This window comes from Vibrio inusitatus (assembly GCA_024346935.1).
GTDB lineage: Bacteria > Pseudomonadota > Gammaproteobacteria > Enterobacterales > Vibrionaceae > Vibrio > Vibrio inusitatus.
This window is the reverse complement of record AP024879.1, coordinates 1,270,607-1,292,496: the sequence shown is the minus strand read 5'-3', so window position 1 is coordinate 1,292,496 and position 21,890 is coordinate 1,270,607. Positions and strand designations below refer to the sequence as shown.

Genomic DNA, 21,890 nt, shown 5'->3' with positions numbered 1-21,890 from the left:
TCATACGAATACCGGTATCCATGCTGTATTTTAATAAAAAATCGATTGTTAATGAGAATTTACAATAGAGTTATTGACACTTGCATGGTAAATTTCACGAAGGTGCGAAGGATTTGCACATTAAATACACAAAAGCTAATGAAGAAGTTTAGCGGGAGAAGACATGGATAGTATCTCATTTGCTCAAGAAGTCATTCTTGGAGACGCGTGGTTAATCATCGACGCAAATGGTAATTTAAAGTTGGCATCGGAAGGATATACTCCTCAAAACGGAGAGCTTGTTCTTTCTGTGGGTAACAACGCAATTACCGTCTCTGAGGACCTTGTAAGAGAACTAAAAATATCTCAGGCCAAAGATGGCGCTTTGAATGATATTAATGCCGAAGGTGTTATCAATAATGTTCAACAAGGCGATGACCCTTCCCAATTGGAAGGCTCAGAACCGAGTTCTGGCGACCAGTCGGGTTCTAGCCTAACTTCGACGGGTGCTGTTGCACGTGACAATGCAGAAACTATTGCGCAGACGACTTTCGATACAGAAGGCTTCTCAAGTTACAATTTTACCGAAGAACAAAAAAGTGCCTTCACGCAATTTATCACTGATGCCAACACTATACTCCCACCCAACAGTGATTCTGGTTCTCAAAACGACATAATCGTTATACCCACTGCTGTTGATGACCTTTTAGAGACACTAGAAGATCAGAACGTCTCCCTAGATTTATTAGAAAACGATTTTGTTGATATCGATGATATTGAGATTGTCGATATCTCAGTGCCGGCAGACCAGGGAACCATCCATCAAAACCCAGACGGTAGTTATTATTTCAAGCCCGCTCCAGATTTCAATGGTGAAGCCGAGATCGAGTACACCATCAAAGATGGAAGCGGAAACGAAGACAGCGCAACGGCCATTGTAGTCGTTGTTCCTGTTAACGATGCGCCAGTGGCTGTCGATGACAATATTGCGACCGAAGAAGACACCCCAATCACCATTGATGTGCTGGCGAACGATACGGACATTGACGGCGACTCACTAACCATTACAGATGCTTCTGTTCCTGTAGAGCAAGGTATAGTAGAAATCGTTGACGGTAAGTTAGTGTTCACACCTGCTAAAGACTTCAATGGCGATGCAACTATCAGCTACACCATTACTGACGGCAACAAAGAATCCAGCGCTGAAGTGGCAGTCGAAGTAGCGCCTCAAAATGATGGTCCAGTTGCAGTCGATGACTCTGTAGCAACGGATGAAGACACACCGGTTACCATTGATGTGCTGGCGAACGATACTGACATTGATGGCGATGATTTAACTATCACCGCAGCCACTGTTCCGGCTGACCAAGGTACAGTTGAAATCGTTGACGGCAAGTTGGTGTTCACACCTGCCAAAGACTTCAATGGCGATGCAACCATCAGCTACACCATTACTGACGGCAATAAAGAATCCAGCGCTGAAGTAAATGTAGCGGTAGCACCTCAAAATGATGGTCCAGTTGCAGTAGATGACGCTGTAGCAACGGATGAAGACACTCCGGTAACTATTGATGTTCTGGCGAACGATACTGACATTGATGGCGATGATTTAACTATCACTGCAGCCACTGTTCCGGCTGACCAAGGTACAGTTGAAATCGTTGACGGCAAGTTGGTGTTCACACCAGCCAAAGACTTCAACGGCGATGCAACTATCAGCTACACCATTACTGACGGCAACAAAGAATCCAGCGCTGAAGTGAGCGTTGCGGTAGCTCCTCAAAATGACGGGCCAGTTGCAGTCGATGACTCAGTGGCAACGGATGAAGACACTCCAGTTACGATTGATGTTCTGGCTAATGATACAGACATTGACGGTGACAAGCTGACTATCACAGAAGCTAGCGTCCCTGCAGAGCAAGGTACGGTCGAGATAGTTGACGGCAAGTTGGTGTTTACACCTGCCAAAGACTTCAATGGCGATGCAACCATTAGCTACACCATTACTGACGGCAATAAAGAATCCAGCGCTGAAGTGAGTGTAGCGGTAGCGCCTCAAAATGACGGCCCAGTTGCTGTTAATGACAGTATTGCGACCGATGAAGATACTCCGGTTACCATTGATGTGCTGGCGAACGATACGGACATTGATGGCGATGATTTAACTATCACTGCGGCCACTGTCCCTGCTGACCAGGGTACAGTCGAGATTGTTGACGGTAAGTTGGTGTTCACTCCTGCCAAAGACTTCAACGGTGATGCAACCATTAGCTACACCATCACCGATGGCAATAAAGAATCCAGCGCTGAAGTGGCAGTCGCAGTTGCGCCTCAAAATGATGGTCCAGTTGCTGTAGATGACAGTGTTGGGACCGATGAAGATACTCCGGTTACGATTGATGTGCTGGCTAATGATACGGACATTGACGGTGACAAGCTGACTATCACGGCTGCATCAGTGCCTGCTGACCAAGGTACAGTTGAAATCGTCGACGGCAAGTTAGTGTTCACTCCTGCCAAAGACTTTAATGGCGATGCAACTATCAGCTACACCATTACTGATGGCAACAAAGAATCTAGCGCTGAAGTAAGCGTAGCGGTAGCGCCTCAAAACGACGGCCCAGTTGCTGTTAATGACAGTATTGCGACCGATGAAGATACTCCGGTTACGATTGATGTTCTTGCGAACGATACAGACATCGATGGCGATGATTTAACTATCACCGCGGCCACTGTCCCTGCTGACCAAGGTACAGTTGAAATCGTCGACGGTAAGCTAGTGTTCACACCAGCGAAAGACTTCAACGGTGATGCGACCATTAGCTACACCATTACTGACGGCAACAAAGAATCCAGCGCTGAAGTGAGCGTTGCGGTAGCACCTCAAAATGATGGTCCAATCGCTGTTGATGACAGTGTTGGGACCGATGAAGATACTCCGGTTACGATTGATGTATTAGTGAACGATACGGACATTGATGGCGATGATTTAACTATCACCGAAGCTAGCGTGCCAGCTGACCAAGGTACGGTTGAAATCGTAGACGGTAAATTAGTGTTCACACCTGCCAAAGACTTCAATGGCGATGCAACCATTAGCTACACCATTACAGACGGCAATAAAGAATCCAGCGCTGAAGTGAGCGTAGCGGTAGCGCCTCAAAATGACGGCCCAGTTGCAGTAGATGACTCAGTGGCAACGGATGAAGACACACCGGTTACCATTGATGTTCTGTCGAACGATACGGACATTGACGGTGACTCACTGACCATCACCGCTGCCACTGTTCCGGCTGACCAGGGTACGGTTGAAATCGTCGACGGTAAGTTAGTGTTTACCCCAGCCAAAGATTTCAATGGTGATGCAACGATCAGCTACACCATCACTGATGGTGATAAAGAATCTAGCGCTGAAGTGGCAGTCGCAGTTGCGCCTCAAAACGACGGCCCAGTTGCAGTCGATGACTCTGTAGCAACGGATGAAGACACTCCGGTTACGATTGATGTTCTTGCGAACGATACGGACATTGATGGTGACTCATTAACCATTACTGAAGCGTCAGTGCCTGCAGAACAAGGTACGGTTGAAATCGTTGACGGCAAATTGGTGTTCACACCGGCCAAAGACTTCAACGGTGATGCAACCATCAGTTACACCATTACTGACGGAAATAAAGAATCTAGCGCCGAAGTGAGCGTAGCGGTAGCACCTCAAAATGATGGTCCAATTGCTGTTGATGACAGTATTGCGACCGATGAAGATACTCCGGTTACGATTGATGTGTTAGCGAACGATACTGACATCGATGGCGATGATTTAACGATCACTGCGGCCACTGTCCCTGCTGACCAAGGTACAGTCGAGATTGTTGACGGTAAGTTAGTGTTCACACCAGCCAAAGACTTCAATGGTGATGCAACCATCAGCTACACCATTACCGATGGCAATAAAGAATCCAGCGCAGAAGTGAGCGTTGCGGTAGCCCCTCAAAATGATGGCCCAATTGCTGTTGATGACAGTGTTGGGACCGATGAAGATACTCCGGTTACGATTGATGTGTTGGTGAACGATACGGACATAGATGGCGATGATTTAACTATCACCGCAGCCACTGTTCCGGCTGACCAGGGTACGGTTGAAATCGTTGACGGTAAATTGGTGTTCACACCTGCCAAAGACTTCAACGGTGATGCAACCATCAGCTACACCATTACTGATGGCAACAAAGAATCCAGCGCCGAAGTGGCAGTCGCAGTAGCGCCTCAAAACGACGGCCCAGTTGCTGTTAATGACAGTATTGCGACCGATGAAGATACTCCAGTTACGATTGATGTTCTTGCGAACGATACAGACATCAACCGATGAAGATACAACGGTTACCATTAGCTACACCATCACTGATGGTGATAAAGAATCTAGCGCTGAAGTGGCAGTCGCAGTTGCGCCTCAAAACGACGGCCCAGTTGCAGTCGATGACTCTGTGGCAACGGATGAAGATACTCCGGTTACGATTGATGTTCTTGCGAACGATACAGACATTGATGGCGACAAGTTGACTATCACCGCTGCGTCAGTGCCTGCAGAGCAAGGTACGGTAGAAATCGTCGACGGTAAGTTGGTGTTCACTCCTGCTAAAGATTTCAATGGTGATGCAACGATTAGCTATACCATCACTGACGACAATGAAGAATACTCCAGCGCTGAAGTAACAGTAACGGTTGAGCCGCAAGATGACAGCCCAACAACCTCAAACAATGCAATCACCGGTACTGAAGACACTGCAATTGTTTTCAACTGGAGCCAGTTCAATGCGAGCGATATTGATACTGCTGATGCAGATCTATCAGTTGTCATTAAAACTTTGCCTGCTGATGGTACGTTGGAGGTGTTGATTAACGATGTCTGGCAGGAGGTGAGTGTCAATGACTCTATCTCAAAAGCGGACATTGACGCAGGTAGTTTGAGATTTACTCCAGATGCCAATGAATCCGGCTTTGACGGCTTCTCTGAATCAGGAGTCGGCGATCAAAAATCTGATTACGCACAGTTTGATTTTGCAATAAGTGATGGAAGCTCTGAGAGTACAGAAGCTTCAATCACAATTGATATTACTCCTAAAGTTGATGAGCCTGACCTTTTAGTTTTACAAGATCGTACAGAGGCTTCAATTAACTTCCAAGATACAGTTCTTCCTAATGGAAAAACTTGGAGTTCAGATATTGATGTCAGTGCTGTTTTGGGTGGCAACACATTAGGCACATGGTACGCGAACGATGACAATAAAGTTGAAATAGGACAAGAGTCTACTTACCGTTCTGGTGCTAGCGATAGCAATTTAGTATTAGAGATAGAGGCCGATGATGGAGATGATTCTATCTACACCAATATTTCGGTTGAAGAAGGGCGTTACTATAGCTTCACCTTTGATGCAGCAGCTCGTCGTTGGGAAGATGGAGACAGCGACCTTAACGTATTGTGGGTGAGATTGGACGACCAAGGTAATCCAATTATGGAAGAAGCGTTGACCCTGTATGAGTTCCGCCCAACGGACAACTCTTGGGAGCGTAATATCCAAGTCACTTTGCCGTCTGATCAAGAGGGTGATTACCGATTGATCCTTCAAGCAACAGATGCCGACAGCTACGGTGCTATCGTCGATAATCTAATCTTGGAATCGTCTGATGCCAAAGGTGTAGAAGGGGAGTTTGTAGACTTATGGGACTTGAGTGCCGGCCTTGCGGACACTGATGGCAGCGAGACGCTAACGCTAACTTTAGAAGGTCTTCCTGAAGGCACAATTATTAAAGATATCAACGGCAACGAAGTCGTTGTTGATTCTAACGGTTGGGTGGATATCACTGGCCTTGATATTGCCACACTAAAAGCGAATGTGACGGAAGCAGGAGACTATGATGTGGTCTTTACTGCTACTGCCACGGAAACCAGCACTGGAGATACTGCATCCTCTAGCGCGACTCTTCCTCTTATTATTGAAAGTTCTGAATACAAAGTTCAAACCGCTTCGTTTGGTGCCGACGACATTCAAGGTACAGAGGCGAATGAGTTAATTGTTGGTGATGTGCAAGACTTCCAAGTTGTTGCCGGGGAAGACTACAACATAGCATTTATTTTAGACACTTCAGGCAGTATGAAAGGTGTTATTGATGAGGCGAAGGCCCAGATAATTGCTGCATTCAATGAAATAGTGGATGTTGCTAAGGAAGATAATTCTGGCCAGGTCAACGTGATGTTGTCTGAGTTTGCGAGCGGTGCAACGCAAGTTGTGTCTATCGATCTGTCTACGATGTCAGCCCAAGACGCAAAAGATGAATTTGCTGAGAAAGTTGGCGCACTTAATGCGGAGTCATCAACTAACTACGAAGCAGGGTTTGAGACTGCTATTGAGTGGTTTGAATCATTAGCTTTGGCGGGTAACGAAGCGACTAATCAAACCTTTTTCATTACAGATGGTGAACCAACAAGAGCGACTAGCCTTAAGAATGCTTCTCCTGAAGAGTTTTTAATTGGCTATGACCAAGATACGAAGGAAGTTATTACCCTTGCTGATATCTTGCCAGTCGATTTTGCTCTTGGACAGGAAGTTAGTTGGGATGGACGACTAGTCATCGAGTCTTCGGTAGAGAATGGCCAAGTAAATGTAGTGTCACCGTATACTGGAGAGACTGTTGGCTACCTTAGCCTGCACAGCAACGGCAAGAAGTTTGTATTCCAAGATAATTGGAGTGATAGCACCGAGGTAGTGAAACAAGGTCAGCATTACTTTGCTATTTTGACGGCAATCTCAGCGGTTGAAGCGATTGGGCTTGGTGATGGTGTTGACCAAGACACATTGCTTAAATTTGATAGTTTTGGGCAGGTAGATGCTAACGTTGACGTAGATGATCTTAAAGATGCCATCTTAGGTAAGGCAACGTCCCTAGACCCTGGTTCAGACACTATCAGTTCAGGAGACGGCGTTGACATCCTGTTTGGCGATACAGTGTCTTTTCCTGATATACAGGGACAGGGTGTCTCAGCCATTCAGCAGTATGTAGCGGATAAAACCGGTGCTTTCCAAACTGATGTTGAAGCAAAAGATATGTTCGATTACATCTCTGCAAATACCGATGAATTTGACCAATCTTTAGATTCACATAAAGACGATGTTCTAGATGGTGGCTCTGATGACGATATCCTATTCGGACAAGGTGGTAATGATATCTTAGTCGGTGGCTCTGGAGATGACTTATTACTTGGCGGCTCTGGGGACGATATTCTGTTTGGCGGTTTGGGTGAAGACATTATGACCGGAGGCACAGGTGCTGACACCTTTGTATGGACTCAATCTGATTTACGTGTTTTCAATGAGACTGACACTATCATAGACTTTTCAATTGACGATGGAGATAAGCTAGACCTTAGCGAGGTATTCTCAGATGTTTCAGATAGCATTGATCTTGATGCTTTGTTGACTCAACTAGAAAGTACTATCACAGGTGATGATACGCAGTCCTTCTTGACGGTCGAAAGAGGTGAAGAGTCGTTCACTATTGAACTGCAAGGAGTGTCTGCGACTGAGTTGACCGATAATTTAGCGACAATAGTACAGCTAACCGATAGTTAACTGACCGACCCCAAGCAATACGCTTGGGGTTTTTGTTTATGCTTAGATTAACTCCAGCTGAGAGTCGACCAGTTGTCTCGTTGTGGCATCGCTGCAAGGCGAGGGCAAGGGTTTATGAGATAGGTGTAATCGGCATGCTCACACAGAGCAAGGTCATTGATGGAGTCTGTATAGAAGTGAATGCCTGAGTAGCTGTGATTGTTTTGAGACAGCCATTGTTCAAGGCGGACAACCTTACCTTCTCTGTAGCTAGGAATCCCGTCTATCTTTGCTGTATATCTACCATTACTTTCTGTAAGATCAATACCTAAGCAATGTTTGATACCAATACGTCTGGCAACCGCTTCCACTATAAATGTCACCGTGGCTGAGATGATCAGCATATCGATGCCATCGTTTTCTAACTGCTGTATTAAAGCCCTAGACTCGCCAAACTGGCGATCCAAAATCTGAGTTTCTACGCATTCATCCACTAAGGTATCAACATCTTCCTTTTGCATATCAAGCAGTGGTGCCATTGCAAACTCAAGGTACTGGTCCATATCAAGTTTTCCTTGAGAATAGAGCTCCATCAGTCGCTGATCTTCAGACAAAAACTTAGGGTCTTGTACTATGCCTTTCTCAAGGAGAAATTCGTTCCAGATCATTGCACAATCGCCATTGATTAGCGTTTCGTCCATATCAAATACATATAGGGGCTTTGCCATTTCTTGCTCTCTTTGACGATGTTCTTAGTGATGATATAGCTATGAGGGCGTAGTTATGCCTCAGCGTACGCTGATAGTAATGATTCTTTATTTCGATTTTATTGCAGTTTTTAGAGATTTAGCTCCATCTTATAGTCATCCATGACATATCCCCCACCAATATCGGCGACGATTTCTTCTGTTATTTCAAAACCTATACGCTGGTAGGCTGCAATGGAGTGGGCATTGTATTTATTGACGGTAAGAAAAATCTTATTCAAATTGTTGGAGTTAGCTAGGTCCTTGATAAAGCTAATCGAGAGGGCACCAATACCGTTACCCCGCTGACTAGAGAGAACATAAATCTTGCTTAAAAACAGCTGGTCAGATTGCAGTTTTACACCAACATACCCGGCTGTTTTTCCATCCTTATGAATTAGGTAATAGTGAATGTTCTTATCTTTTACTTCTGTCGCGATTGTCGTAGGCGAGTGGATGTGAGTGAGCATATAGTGAACTTGCTCTGCGCCTATGATGGGTGTGTAGTGCTCAGTCCATATGATATTCGCTAGGTCGACAATAGCATCTACTTGTTGTTGATTGGTGACTCTCGTAAAGGTAACGTCCATATAGCCTCTTAAACAATAACGGCAACCTTAAGGCTGTCGTTGAATTCATTATGTTTGGTCTCTAGGATAATCGATGTAACCTTCGCCATCACCTTCATACAGAGTCAATTGAGAATAGGCATCAAATTTTGCGAGAGCCCAATCATTTTTGAAATTTGAAACTAATCTGAGTTGGTGAAATAGAGAAAAGGGCGCTCAACCTTAATAAGCCAGCTCTAACTATAAACCTAGAGCTGGCGAGGATTATAATTAAGGTTAGCTTTGTGTGCCAAAGTAAACAGGTAACTCTTTCACATCTTGAGTTTCAGTCAGTGCAAGCATTAACATGATTCGTGCTTTTTGTGGATTTAGTACGCCAGAACCGATAGCGTGAGATTTTGCAGTGACAAAGCCAGAGCCTGTGCGTGTAGAAAGTACCACTGGGTAACCGTCTTCGTTTAGCTGGCTAATCTTCTCTCGAACCGCAGAAGGAACTGACCCATTACCACTGCCCGCAACCACAATGCCATCTGCGCCAGATTCTACGATAGCATCAATGATCTCAGGTCCCATATTTTGGTAGCTGTATACAATATCCACTTTAGGTAAGCTCTCTAACTTGGATACATCAAATGTTGGTTTCCCCATGACCTTAGCTGGCTCGTAATAGAACTTAGGCTCGCCTCCGGCGAAGGTTCCTAAGAAGCCTTGATCATGTGCTTTGAAGGTATCTAAAGAGATAGAGCTTGTTTTAGAGGTGTAATAAGCCGCGCCAATATTATCGTTCAAAAGCACCATAGTGCCTCTTCCATGAGCACTCTCATCAGAAGCTAGTTTAACAGCATTCAATAGGTTCATTGGGCCATCGGCACTAATAGCGGTTGCTGGGCGCATAGCACCAACAACAACAATTGGCTTGTCGGTTTGATTTACTAGATCCATGAAAAAGGCGGTTTCTTCTGTGGTATCAGTGCCGTGGGTAATGACCACGCCTGAGGTGTCTTTTTGCAATAGAGAGTTAGCCGTCTTTGCCATCTCAAGCAATATCTTGCTATCGATGTTAGAGCTACTGGTATTAGCAACTTGAATACCATCTACGTTAGCTACATCAACAATTTGCGGAACCGCTTCAATGAGAGTAGATACCGCAATTTCTCCTGCTTTATAGCCGGTTACATCCGTTGATTTCTCTGCAGAGCCCGCAATAGTGCCACCTGTTCCTAGAATGGTGATATTCGGCAGTTCTTGGGCAATGGCGTTCAAGCTAAATAGAGATGAAATGATTAGGGCTGTAGTAAGTTTTTTCATGGGTTCCTCTGGAACTAAATGGGTATCACTAACCCATTGCACAATCGGTGCCACTTCTACGATTAAACGATTATTTCATCTGTTTAAGTGAAAAATAAGCCGTGTAATTCATGTTTTTATAGAGTCAAGATTAGCTTTGAAACTGATTGTGGTTAAAGTGTTTCTAGATGAAAGTTGCGTATTTTCCAATTGGTGCAATTGCACCGGGATAGGGAGTTAAGGTAGCTGATTATACCAATCAAACTAAGTAGGTGATCTGAAATAGCGTAGGAAAAATGCTCGAGGACAAGACGGAATTTTTTGATAAGTAGTTATTCTACAATCAAAAATTCTAACGCAATCATAGAGTAATTTAACAAGTTAGGATGACCAGTTATTTAGTACGATTGGTATTAGAATGCTTCACAATCAAAAATCACGAACTGGGTGTATTCTAATTCTTAGTATACGTAGCAATAAGGCATCGATTAATGGGTATAAAGAAGCATTCAGCACTTATCGTCATCGACCTACAAGAAGGCATTGTTGATAAAGTGCCAACAGAAGTAGCAACGCCAGTGGTTAACAATAGCCTCGAACTATGTGGAGCATTTGAACGAGCAAAGTTGCCGGTTTTCATAGTTAACGTAGCAGGTCGATCAAAGGGGCTCACCGAGTTGCAACAAAGAGCGTCCCAAAGTGATCAAGCGTCACCTGAAACTGTTTGGGGAACCGTGATTGAAAGCTTTAGCAATAAGCCTAGATTCAAGTGCCTGACAAAATACTCGTGGGGCGCATTTACCAACACTGTCTTAGATGAGCAGCTTAAACAACAGGGAATTACTCACGTCTATCTCACTGGAATTGCTACTAGTGTTGGCGTTGAATCGACGGCTAGACAAGCCTTTGAATTAGATTACAACGTCGTGATTGTAGAAGATGCTATCGCTGACATGGACTCTGCTTGCCATCAGCATAGTTGTGAGAAGGTGTTTCCAAAGATGAGTGTATTAATGACAACAAAGGAAATACTTTAGATTTAATGACCAAAAGAAGGAAGCGATGGCTTCCTTCTTTTATCTTGGATTAGAGGCTTTAATCTTCAGTATCTAGCGTAAATGCGCGACTAGGGTCAACGTACACCTTATTACCCATACCTTCACGCCCTAGCAGCATCAAGTAAGACATATCTTTACGGTTGGTTAGCGTCACTTCGATTGGCCAGCAGTGGCCAGCAATGCAGAATGAAGTCTTAATGACACAGCGCTGCTCTGCTTCTCCGTTTGAAGACTTGATCTTACGTGAGTCAATTACCTTAGCCTGACAGGTTATGATTTTCTCTAAGTTGTAGATGTCTGGGTGGAGATCAAACTCTACGTATGGCTTACCATTTTTACGAAATTTACGGATGTTGTCCGCGTGTAGCGATGAGGTTTTAGCTCCAGTATCTACTCGCACTTCAAGATCATCAATGCCTAAGTCAGGTAAGCTACACAGTTCAAGATTACCTATTATCAATCTATCCATTATCACTTTCACCTAAAGTGTCTTGTAGCAGCTCTATATGTTCTGCTACACCGTCATCATTTTGCCCAAAGTAAGCTATGTGGTACATAGCATCACCTTCTTGAACTAAAGGAATGTTCTGCTTGCCAATAATGATGCCAGAACGTGTGGAAGTCACTTTTTGGATTAACTCGCCAAGCGGAGAGTGTATCTCGGCCAAGGTTTGCCCTTCAGTAACTTGCTCTCCAAGCTCGAACATCTCGTTAACGAAGCCACTGCCACTTGCTCGTAACCATTCGCTTTTGTTGGCAATAAATGGCTCAATTTTACGTTTGATTCGACGCTTGCGAATCAAACCTAGCTTCATGAGTACATTCTGCACTCCCTGATAACCGGCGTTGATAGATAAGTCATCAAAACGTAATGCTTCGCCTGCTTCATACAGCAAGATTCGAGTGCCATTGTTAGTAGCCGCTTCACGTAAAGAACCATCTCTCAATACTGAATTCAACAGTACTGGGACACCAAATATTTCTGCAAGTTCGCGTGTTTCACCATCACTGAGATCCGCACGGATTTGTGGCAAATTGGACCGATGAATCGCACCAGTATGCAGGTCAATGCCGTAGTCACAGTGTTTGATAATATTTTCCATCAAAGTATGCGCTAATCTCGCGGCCATTGAGCCCTTTTCTGAACCCGGAAAACAGCGGTTGAGGTCGCGGCGATCCGGTAAATAACGGCTCTGGCTTAATACTCCATAGACGTTCACCATAGGTACCAAGATTAAGGTGCCTCGAATGACATCTAAGTTAGCCGAGATTAAGCGCCTAATGATTTCAATACCATTTAGCTCATCACCGTGAACTGCGGCACTGACAAACACGGTTGGTCCTTGGCGCTTACCTCGCTGAATGTGTACCGGTAGCGAGAGTTCTGTATCGGTATACAACTTCGCAACAGGCACATCAATCTGGCATTGCTCGCCAGGCAGAATATCTACACCGGCAATAGTAAGTGCCTTACTCATCAGCCTTTCCCTTTGGTTTTGTTTGCGTTTGGCTTGGCATTTTTTTCAATAAAATCGAAAATCATCCCAGCAACATCTTGCTCAGTTGCTTTTTCGATACCTTCTAGGCCTGGTGAGGAGTTTACTTCCATCACTACCGGACCATTCTTAGATTGTAAAATGTCTACACCACATACATTAAGTCCCATTACCTTCGCAGCATTAATCGCAGTTTGACGCTCTTCTTTAGTCAAGCGCACAAGTTGCGCTGTGCCACCACGATGCAAGTTCGAGCGGAATTCACCTTCACCTGCTTGTCGTTTCATCGCTGCTATTACTTTGTTGCCTACTACGAAGCAACGAATGTCAGCACCTTTTGCTTCTTCAATGAACTCTTGAACTAAGATGTTCGCTTTTAGGCCCATAAACGCTTCAATAACGCTCTCTGCAGCCTTGTTAGTTTCTGCTAATACAACGCCAATGCCTTGGGTACCTTCCAGAAGTTTGATGACTACTGGAGCACCACCGACGTTCTTGATTACATCAGGAATGTTGTCTGGTTTGCTAGCAAATCCGGTGCGAGGTAGACCAATGCCTTTGCGTGATAACAACTGCAATGAGCGTAATTTGTCGCGAGAACGACTGATCGCTACAGATTCGTTGACAGCAAAGGTTCCCATCATTTCAAACTGACGAACTACTGCTGTACCGTAAAAGGTAATCGAAGATCCAATTCTTGGGATAACTGCATCGTAATGAGGCAAGTCTTCACCTTGGTAGCGAACCTTTGGACTATTACTCGTAATGTCCATATAACAATGCAGAGTATCAATAATATCTACTTGATGTCCCCTCGCTTCACCTGCTTCTTTAAGGCGACGAGTGGAGTACAAAGATTCATTACGAGATAAGATTGCAATACGCATGGTTTCGATTCCTACAGTTACGGTTAATTTGCGCGCAATGTAGTCGTATTGTTCTTTAAACGTAAGCGAATAATTTTTGTCGACAAGATAAGGGAAATTTGTCGTAAAGAATAAGTTCATATTTACGGTGCAACACTATGTACTTAAGCTATTTGTTAGCGGTATTGTGTAGGTCTACAGTGTTAGTAGGTGCTTGCCCAGAATCAAAACAATATAGGGCCTAATAAGAGAATAACGTTATGGATGTAAAGGTATTTAAAACCTTTTTAGAAGTGGCTAGAGAGAGACATTTTGGCCGCGCGTCTGAGAATCTTTATATTACTCAGGCAGCGGTGAGTGCTCGTATAAAACAGCTTGAATCCTACTTTGATACTACCCTGTTTATTCGAGACCGTAATGCGATTAAATTGACCAGTGCTGGAGAGCGCTTAATAGGGTATGCCGAGGTTATGGTAAACACTCTACAACAGGCAAAATTTGAACTCTCTCTAGACAGCGGTAAAGCATTGCAATTGACTATTGGTGGCACACCTAACATCTGGGATGCATATCTACAAAACGGCTTGAGTGTTATCACTGATTCCTTCTCCGGATATGGCTTTATTGCTGAGTCATTGTCACGTGAGCAATTAAACCGAAACTTGTTAGAGCGTACTTTAGACATGGCCTTTGCATTAGATCCGCTAAAGTCTGACGAGTTGGAATGCAGTAAAATTGCTGATCTGGTATTAACCATGGTTTCAACCTTACCTAGCAAAGAACAAGATGTGTTCCAACAGAACTATGTTTATGTTGATTGGGGAACCAAATTCGCATCAGAGCACGCTGAGCGACATCCACAGATACCAGCCCCGTATTTACGCACCTCTACAGGCCGTATTGCTTTGGATTTTATCTTAGAAAAAGGTGGTACAGCGTATCTACCAAAGTCTGTTGTGGAGCCGTTCATAGCCAGCGGTCAACTTCATAAAGTAGATCAAATTGAAGACTGGAACAGACCTATATATTTAAGCTATCGAAGATCGAGCACCTCTATTGAAGCGATTAAACAAGTTGAGAAACTCGTCGGTGAAATAGATCCATTGACCGCATTTAGTCTGCAGCAGGCTGGCGATGCATTGAGTTAAGCTATTCGGTCAAAACTCTCAGTAAGGGGCGCATTGGCGCTCCTTTTTTGTGGGTGTCAGTTTGAATTTCTTAACCATAGACAGAGGTATTACACCTATCTTATTGCCTTAGCTAAACTGGACTTGTGTTACTGGTAAGTGACAGTTTATGTGTGTGTATGAATATTAAATGAATTCCACATTCGCGCAATCAATATGAAATCTTCAATTATTATCATCTAAATTCATCTGGTCTATATCAGATTGGTTTCTATGGATTTTGGAGAAATGATGAAAACCCCCAATTTAAAGGTATTGGCAGTAAGCGTTACCCTAGCTTTGGCGTTAACAGGCTGTAAATCGAGTTCAAGTAATGATTCTCAGGATGGGAGTGGAATCCCTTTTGACCCGAGTAATTATGTACTGATTAACGACCCTTATTTAATGTCGGCACAAGACGACAGTATTGTGGTGAGTTGGCGCACTGACGCTGGCAACGAATCAAAAGTTTTGTTTGGACCTAAGCCTGGTTTGTATACCAATGAGATATACGGTGATTCACAGCGCCTTGGTTACCAATATCATTATCATACAGCGAGCATTGAAGGCCTAACCCCTGGTACTACCTATTATTATCGAGTAATTACAGATCATACCGCCTCTGAAGAATTTAGCTTTGTAGCTGCACCAAGCGACGATAAACAAGGAAATCTGCGCTTTCTTGTGATTGGAGACCACCAATACGCTGAGGACGACCGTATAGACCGTCTAGTAAAAGGCGCACGTTATGTTCTGGAAACTGAATACCCAGAAGAGGGAGTTCATGCAGCCACTATGGTCCTCAACAATGGTGATCAGGTTGATAGAAGTACTTTGCAAGATTATCAGGATACCCATTTTGGCAAAATGAAGTACTTGTCAGGTGAATTACCTTTTTATACCGCTTTGGGGAATCATGAATATTATCAAGACCCTACAGCATCACTTTATTTCGCACACTTTAAGTACGACCATCTAGATTATCAGGGTATCCAGCCACTTCCCGATCATGTTGAAGAATACTATGCATTCAAAAAAGGGCGCGCTCTGTTTGTCATGCTGAACACTGAAGTAAAACTCAGCAATATGACTGGTGACGAAATGGTTCGTCAAGGTCAGTGGGTGAAAGAGCTAGTTGAAACAGCGGATCAAGATGATGCTATTGATTGGATTTTTGCAGTAGGACATCACCCACTTCTTTCCGAGCTTGGTCAGGGTGATGCTGAAGAGCTTGTAGAACGTGTGTATACCGCGGAGCTGAATAAATCAGATAAGTTTGCTATGTACATTGGTGCGCACACTCACAACTATGCTCGAGGTACTTTCCGTGACCATAGTGGTTATCACTTGATCAGTGGTGGCGCATCCTTCGATGAATATTGGACTAAGCGCGTCGATGACCCTTCTGATTATGACAAATTGGTCGCTCACGGTTCAGTAAACGATTATCCGGACGTTTCCAGAACTCAGCAATTACACAATTTCCAATTGGTTGATATTAATTTGGAGACCGATGAAGTAGTTATTCAAACCTGGTCTACTGGCAATGTTGTTAATCCATTAACAACGCCAATTTTAAAGGATGAATTCCGTTTGAATAAGAGTGGCATATTGCCAGATAAACCTTCTATATCATTGTCGACTTCACAGCTTGATATGCAAAACGATACTTTGGAATTGGCTCTGTCAGAGTATTACAGCACTGCTGGTACTGATATGTTCAGTACTGAGTTTGTTATTGGAAAGCCAAACCCATACACCAGTTCTTGTGAGATCAATACTGCTGAGCTTAATGTTAAGCGCGATATTGAGAACATTTTTGGTGCGGAGAGCGATGCAGATCTAAGAGGCATTGACCGCAACGAAGACCAAGATATATCTAAGCTATATATCGGAACTGAGCATACCTTTTACAAAGACTACGAACTTCCAGAGGGCAACTTCTGCGTCATTGGTCGCTACAGAGATGAGATGCAACGTTGGTCTGCTTGGTCTAATCCAGAAGAATTTGAAGTGTACAACAGTGATGTTGAAGCTAAACACTTGCATGCCACCATTGAACTGCCATTAGCAGACGATCTAGAGCCTACAATTGCTAAGCATGGACTGACTGTTACCGTAGAGGGTGACTATGAGTTTGTTAATGACAGCGAACGTGGTTCTGTACTGCATACTGGCTACAACCAAGAAACGAAGATTTCATATACTCCCGTGGACTCGGAATTGGATACTCCAAACCAATGGCTAGGCGATGACCAGATCACCTTCTCTGTGTGGCTAAAGCCTGACTCTATTGGTGATTGGGGCTGCTATATGGGTAACGGAGAAAGAACTAAGAGCGGATTCTGTTTAGGCTCTCGCCAAAGAACCATGTGGGCTACAGGTATCGCTGCAGAGCGCGCTGAAGCTGGCGATCATGAAGGGTTTACCTATTTACGAGCAACAGACTACTCAGCTGATGTAGATGTTTGGTCACACCTTGTGACTACCTATGACAATCGAATGGTTCGTCTATATCTAAATGGTGAGTTAATTGCCGAAGAAGAGAAAGGAGCTGAACTGAAGTGGAACTCAGATGGCAACGGAAACCTATTCAATATTGCTTCGGGGTGGTCTGACAGTAGCAACAATAACGAACGTTACTTCCAAGGTTATATGTCTGATGCCATGGTTTGGGATCGTGCCTTGAGCGACAAAGAAATCAAAGCTATCCACAACCAACAAAAATAATTAAGGAGATGGCTGCCATTTATTGGCAGCCAATTAACATGAAAATATTAGCTACTTTACTGCTGTTGGCATCAGCACCTGCATATGCGCATGTTCGTGTGATGGATGCGGGCTTTTTTGAGGGTATTTTACACCCTGTTGTTGGGATTGATCACTTGATGGCAATGTTATCTGTTGGCATTGTCAGTGCTCGGTTGGGTGGGCGATACGTTTGGACAATTCCTGCCTGCTTCATGTTAGCGATGGTTTGTGGCGCTGGCTTTGCATTGATGGGCGTGCGACTTATTTTATCAGAGTTCGCCATTGCTCTTTCAGTATTTGTGTTGGGTATTGCTATTTTCACACGCTATAAGCCGGCTATCATTATAGGGTTATTGGGAAGCTGTTTCTTCGGTATCTTCCATGGTTATGCTCATGGTTCTGAACTACCTCGAATCGCTAACCCTGAGCTATTCGTATCCGGATTTTTACTTGGAACTGCATTGATTCACTTCGTTGGTGTAATACTAGGCAAATTAGCGGAAAGAAATGAACGTACAACAGAATATTTAAATTACGCTGGTGCTGCATTTGCAGGTATTGGTGGTTATTTGGTTACTGAGTACCTTCCACTACTCATGCTTACTTATAGATTGTAGTGTCATATCTAACTACACCCCTGTTACGGCGAAGTAACCTGGATAGTAGAGATTAGAAATAAACCTTGGATTTATTGGCCAGTTTGCATATACCTAGATCACGCAAACTGGCTTATTTATTGCGCTAAAAGTGACTCAGTCTTCAGTTTTTATTTACGCTCACCTCGAACCTCACAAAACCTTTTTTCATCGCTAATCCATCAATATAAAAGCGCTTAGTATTACATGTGTATTCATTAGCAAATTCAAAGGATTGAGGTGCTTATGCGTTATGAATCAGATTTCATTTTGGTGTTTAAACAAGGAATAGCGATACTACTTGTTGTGTTGTTAATATTGGGTGCATTCTTGTATGTATCTCACGATATAAATCAAACAATATTGGCCTTTGGTGATGTAAACGAACTGATGGACGAAACACCGGTAACCTTATTGGCGAGTGAATAATCTCAGCCGCTATCATTCTCGACTATGATCGATATTCTTCGTTGTTGCGTAGAGTTGAGGTCTATAGGAGGGTATATATGAACTGGATTTTATTTGTCAGTGGGCTTTGTTTCGCCACAGCGGCATTTGCCACTAGTGAGCAATTTGTGCGTTATGAGTATCAAGATGAAGCTAGTTATGGACAGCTGAAACAACAAGATATCTACCCTATTGAGGGGGATGTTTTCGGTCAATACAGCCTGTCGACACAATCTATAAAGAAAAAGGACGTCAGATTATTGCTGCCCGTCGAGCCGGAGAAAGTGTTCGCGGTGGGAATGAATTTTGCCAGTCATCTATCCTCACCTTCGAACAAGCCACCACCACTTTTTCTTAAGTTACCGTCTTCTCTAGTACTGTCTGGTGAACCAGTTGTTGTACCCAAAGGTGCCAGTAATGTGCATTTTGAAGGGGAACTTGTTCTTGTGATAGGAAAAGAAATTCGTTACGCCACTGAGAAAGAAGCTCGTGATGCGATCTTTGGTGTGACGGTTGGTAACGATATTACTGAGCGAGGTTGGCAGGGGAAAGACTTGCAATGGCTACGTTCGAAAGCGTCCGATGGATTTGGTCCAATAGGGGCCACCATAACGCGTGGAGTAGACTACAACAACGTCGTTCTTACTACTCGTTTAAATGGAGAGGTTGTACAGCAGGAATCGACTAAGAATATGATTCATAGTCCTGCGAAGGTTGTCAGTTACCTTAGCCAGTATTTTACGCTAAAGCCGGGTGATCTTGTCTTTATGGGAACACCGGGAAGAACGAAAGCTCTCAATGATGGGGATGTGGTGACAGTTTCAATAGAGAAAGTCGGGGAGTTGAGTAATAGAATCGAGTTTTAGAACTGAGATAGTGCCGATGACCATCGGCACTATCTGATTGGAGCTTATAGACGTTTAATAACCAAATGCAGGGGCCAACACCTTATGCATTAGGCGTGGGAAATCATCGTGCAAATGCAATGTATTGTTGAACGTCTCACCATTCTCTCTGTCAGTAAAGTTAGCGCGATAGTAAAAGCGCTCTGACTCTTGGTAGGAATCCATAACAAAATCAGTAGTGTAATTGTACGGAATTCCATTGGATAGAATACGATTGTCTTCTGTTAAGTGCGTCAACACATGATTAATGATAGTGCACTCTCCCGCTTCACAACCCGTTCTAATGTTTAGGCTCACATCATCGTAACTCACGCGTAAATTACGTCCTTCTAAACCTGTTGCTGTGTGGTTGGTCATTGGCCAAATTAGGCCATGATCAATTCGAGCGTCATTAATTACCCAAATGAAGGAATGCTCGAACAGCAGCTCTGGTTCGCTAGTGTGGCGAGATACATAGTAAATGATAGTCAGTTGTTCATTATCCCAAAGACAGGATATGTGAATGGCCAATTGCGGATGGAAGTTATTGTATCGACATACTGCATCTAGATCTTCAATGGTCATTCCGTAGCGCGACGATGCCTCTCCATACCAGTCAATCGGTAATCTATCTGGAACCATATCACCAGGTAAGTGCTCTGGATAATCGACATCTGGAGTCGGTCTTTCTGGAACAGAGGACTCGGGCAGGTGAGTCGGTGGGATTTGTTGTGACGCGTTATCGTTACTAGAAGAATTACACCCTACTAAGGAGGTGAAAAGAAGTATGCTTAATAAACGTTTCATCTTGGCTCTCAACAATGAATGATGTAAGAAAGCTGCACATCAGTAAACACATGCAGTTGTTCCGAGCCTTTATACGGTAATTAAAATATAAGCAATAATCACTAAATGATATATCACTGATAAACAACACTTATTATGCGTAACTATTTACTACGATGGGTATTATTGTTCAGTTGCTTTAATCAAGCCAAAAGGCGTAGATTCAAACATTTTCGGGTGAGTTATTGTGTTTGGCCCAGGGTTTGGAGATTGCCAGTCGAGTAGCATGATCGCCAAAACATTTCGATGCTCACCGTAACTAAAATCGAGGTTTCCTGATGCAGAGGGAATGCGCCCTGCAGTTTCATCGATAGACTGTCTGATGGCCTCTCGTGTTTTGTAGACTACGGGGTCATCGTCCAGTCCTGCAAGAAGAAAACTGATGCCTACCTCTGCGATAACATCTTGCTTGGTATAAGTGATGATATCTTCGATGTTTTTTCTAAAATAGTCGTATATCCAAGCGTGATCTGCAACGTTCACTAGCCGCTGATAATAACCAGAGTCTGCAATGATGACATGTGTCATGCCGTACAGTTTGTTCTCATATTGCTGTAACGACAGTCGATAGTCATCATGATCTGGATAGGTTTCGCGCAGTGCTGCAGTAAATTCACTGACGTAGTCACCCATTCCTAGTTGCTTTAGCCAGTATACTTGATTGGCCAGTTGCGCAGCCCATGCTCTTATCATGGTTTTGTCCGTGAAAAGGGTGTTAAAGGGGTAGCGTTCAAGGTAGTTTCGAAGGGTCCTATCGTCTTTGTACTTTAAACCGTAGTCGTCAACTCGAGCCATATATCGCAACAAGTCCAATCCTAAGTAAAAATATTCAGGTTTATCCTCTGTTGCAACGAGTCGCCTTTTGCTACGTTCATCTTTGCCTTTACGGTATTGTGCTAGTCGCTGCTCAGCGTATTGACTCATCGCTTTCTGAGAATCCAAGTCAGAATGTAACTGATTAAGTCTGATAGACATGATGCCGATGTCTTCTTGAATTACGACTAGGTACTTAGGGTCTTGCGTTTGACGAAACATTCGCAGACCAAAATGACCTTGCTTGTAGGGAGATAGAGTAAACAGTGCCTGTTCATACGTTTGCTTTACCGTCGTGGCTGCGTCACGGTACGTTTCTGGCGAAGTGGGTTGCCTTAATAAGTACACCGCGGCGCTGGAAACAACGATCGTTGCAATACCGATGTAGGCTAACGGCTTGTTGCGCATTTAATTGAAACTCCTTGCCTCTAGGCAAAAACTGACTGTGTAGCCTTATTTTAGGCGAAAATTGGCTAACGATATGACTTTGATAGCTATTTTATTGTCAAAGTTACCTACTGAGTGTTATTGATTAACGTATTTTCTGCCCTAAATTTAAGCAACGTTGAACACGGTCACATTTCGCTTGCTTCATTTCAATTAGCACAACCTTAGTTTACATTTTTAAACCTTGACGAAGTTAATAAAATTAAACCTAAAGAGGCTGCTTTATGTGAGGTAACTCGCTAATATTTTTTGTCTTAGATCAATAAATCGAATTAAATCTATATTTATCATGCGCT

The 21,890-nt window shown here is 43.7% G+C and carries 16 protein-coding genes; 8 read left to right on the top strand and 8 right to left on the bottom strand.

The annotated features are described in order from the left end of the window. Positions 1-163 precede the first annotated feature (163 nt). Complete coding sequence (locus tag OCU48_RS18560; RefSeq protein ID WP_337983907.1) at positions 164-4,345, top strand: Ig-like domain-containing protein; 4,182 nt, start codon at positions 164-166, stop codon at positions 4,343-4,345. After that, positions 4,269-7,604: a cadherin-like domain-containing protein gene (locus tag OCU48_RS18555; RefSeq protein WP_337983906.1), complete on the top strand. Its 3,336-nt coding sequence runs from the start codon at positions 4,269-4,271 to the stop codon at positions 7,602-7,604. Before OCU48_RS18560 ends, OCU48_RS18555 begins: the two co-directional genes overlap by 77 nt. A gap of 47 nt (positions 7,605-7,651) precedes the next feature. Here OCU48_RS18555 and OCU48_RS18550 read toward each other — a convergent pair whose 3' ends face one another. The 3 genes from OCU48_RS18550 to OCU48_RS18540 all read right to left on the bottom strand — a co-directional run bounded on the left by OCU48_RS18550 (position 7,652) and on the right by OCU48_RS18540 (position 10,206). Next, the gene (locus OCU48_RS18550) at positions 7,652-8,311 is read right to left on the bottom strand and encodes an HAD family hydrolase (RefSeq protein ID WP_141347168.1); all 660 of its coding nucleotides are present in this window, start codon (positions 8,309-8,311) and stop codon (positions 7,652-7,654) included. Positions 8,312-8,421: 110 nt separating this feature from the next. Further along, on the bottom strand, positions 8,422-8,919 hold the full coding sequence (locus OCU48_RS18545; RefSeq protein ID WP_141347169.1) for a GNAT family N-acetyltransferase: 498 nt from the start codon (positions 8,917-8,919) through the stop codon (positions 8,422-8,424). A gap of 255 nt (positions 8,920-9,174) precedes the next feature. After that, positions 9,175-10,206, bottom strand: coding sequence for a type II asparaginase (locus OCU48_RS18540; protein ID WP_244312388.1), 1,032 nt, complete (start codon positions 10,204-10,206; stop codon positions 9,175-9,177). A 470-nt stretch (positions 10,207-10,676) separates the two neighbouring features. Between OCU48_RS18540 and OCU48_RS18535 the strand changes: the two genes are divergently transcribed. Next, positions 10,677-11,222 (top strand): cysteine hydrolase family protein, encoded by a 546-nt coding sequence (locus OCU48_RS18535; protein WP_141347171.1) that lies wholly within the window; start codon positions 10,677-10,679, stop codon positions 11,220-11,222. 58 nt (positions 11,223-11,280) lie between these two features. Here the strand turns inward: OCU48_RS18535 and OCU48_RS18530 are convergent, their stop codons facing one another. The 3 genes from OCU48_RS18530 to rimK are packed head-to-tail and all read right to left on the bottom strand — an operon-like array spanning position 11,281 to position 13,626. Continuing rightward, positions 11,281-11,712 carry an ATP-dependent zinc protease family protein gene (locus OCU48_RS18530; RefSeq protein ID WP_141347172.1) on the bottom strand — a complete coding sequence of 144 codons (432 nt, stop codon included), beginning with the start codon at positions 11,710-11,712 and terminating at the stop codon, positions 11,281-11,283. After that, entirely contained in the window at positions 11,705-12,721 is a 1,017-nt protein-coding gene (locus OCU48_RS18525) for a succinylglutamate desuccinylase/aspartoacylase family protein (protein WP_141347173.1), read from the bottom strand. Before OCU48_RS18525 ends, OCU48_RS18530 begins: the two co-directional genes overlap by 8 nt. Further along, positions 12,721-13,626, bottom strand: coding sequence for a 30S ribosomal protein S6--L-glutamate ligase (gene rimK / locus OCU48_RS18520; RefSeq protein ID WP_141347174.1), 906 nt, complete (start codon positions 13,624-13,626; stop codon positions 12,721-12,723). The genes OCU48_RS18525 and rimK overlap by 1 nt, the downstream gene beginning before the upstream one ends. A gap of 239 nt (positions 13,627-13,865) precedes the next feature. Here rimK and OCU48_RS18515 point away from each other — a divergent pair, with 239 nt between their 5' ends. The 5 genes from OCU48_RS18515 to OCU48_RS18495 all read left to right on the top strand — a co-directional run bounded on the left by OCU48_RS18515 (position 13,866) and on the right by OCU48_RS18495 (position 19,470). Further along, complete coding sequence (locus tag OCU48_RS18515) at positions 13,866-14,753, top strand: LysR family transcriptional regulator (RefSeq protein WP_141347175.1); 888 nt, start codon at positions 13,866-13,868, stop codon at positions 14,751-14,753. 270 nt (positions 14,754-15,023) lie between these two features. Continuing rightward, positions 15,024-17,501 carry a LamG-like jellyroll fold domain-containing protein gene (locus OCU48_RS18510; protein WP_167496237.1) on the top strand — a complete coding sequence of 826 codons (2,478 nt, stop codon included), beginning with the start codon at positions 15,024-15,026 and terminating at the stop codon, positions 17,499-17,501. Positions 17,502-17,539: 38 nt separating this feature from the next. Then, positions 17,540-18,139 carry a HupE/UreJ family protein gene (locus OCU48_RS18505; protein ID WP_167496238.1) on the top strand — a complete coding sequence of 200 codons (600 nt, stop codon included), beginning with the start codon at positions 17,540-17,542 and terminating at the stop codon, positions 18,137-18,139. Positions 18,140-18,403: 264 nt separating this feature from the next. Then, positions 18,404-18,586, top strand: a complete 183-nt coding sequence (locus OCU48_RS18500) for a hypothetical protein (protein WP_244312390.1) — start codon at positions 18,404-18,406, stop codon at positions 18,584-18,586. 77 nt (positions 18,587-18,663) lie between these two features. Next, a complete protein-coding gene (locus OCU48_RS18495; RefSeq protein WP_141347179.1) occupies positions 18,664-19,470 on the top strand; it encodes a fumarylacetoacetate hydrolase family protein in 807 nt (268 codons plus the stop codon). 54 nt (positions 19,471-19,524) lie between these two features. Here the strand turns inward: OCU48_RS18495 and OCU48_RS18490 are convergent, their stop codons facing one another. Together OCU48_RS18490 and OCU48_RS18485 are read right to left on the bottom strand one after the other, a co-directional pair. Next, positions 19,525-20,295, bottom strand: a complete 771-nt coding sequence (locus OCU48_RS18490) for a hypothetical protein (RefSeq protein ID WP_141347180.1) — start codon at positions 20,293-20,295, stop codon at positions 19,525-19,527. Positions 20,296-20,457: 162 nt separating this feature from the next. After that, complete coding sequence (locus tag OCU48_RS18485; RefSeq protein WP_141347181.1) at positions 20,458-21,555, bottom strand: DUF3541 domain-containing protein; 1,098 nt, start codon at positions 21,553-21,555, stop codon at positions 20,458-20,460. Positions 21,556-21,890: the final 335 nt, after the last annotated feature.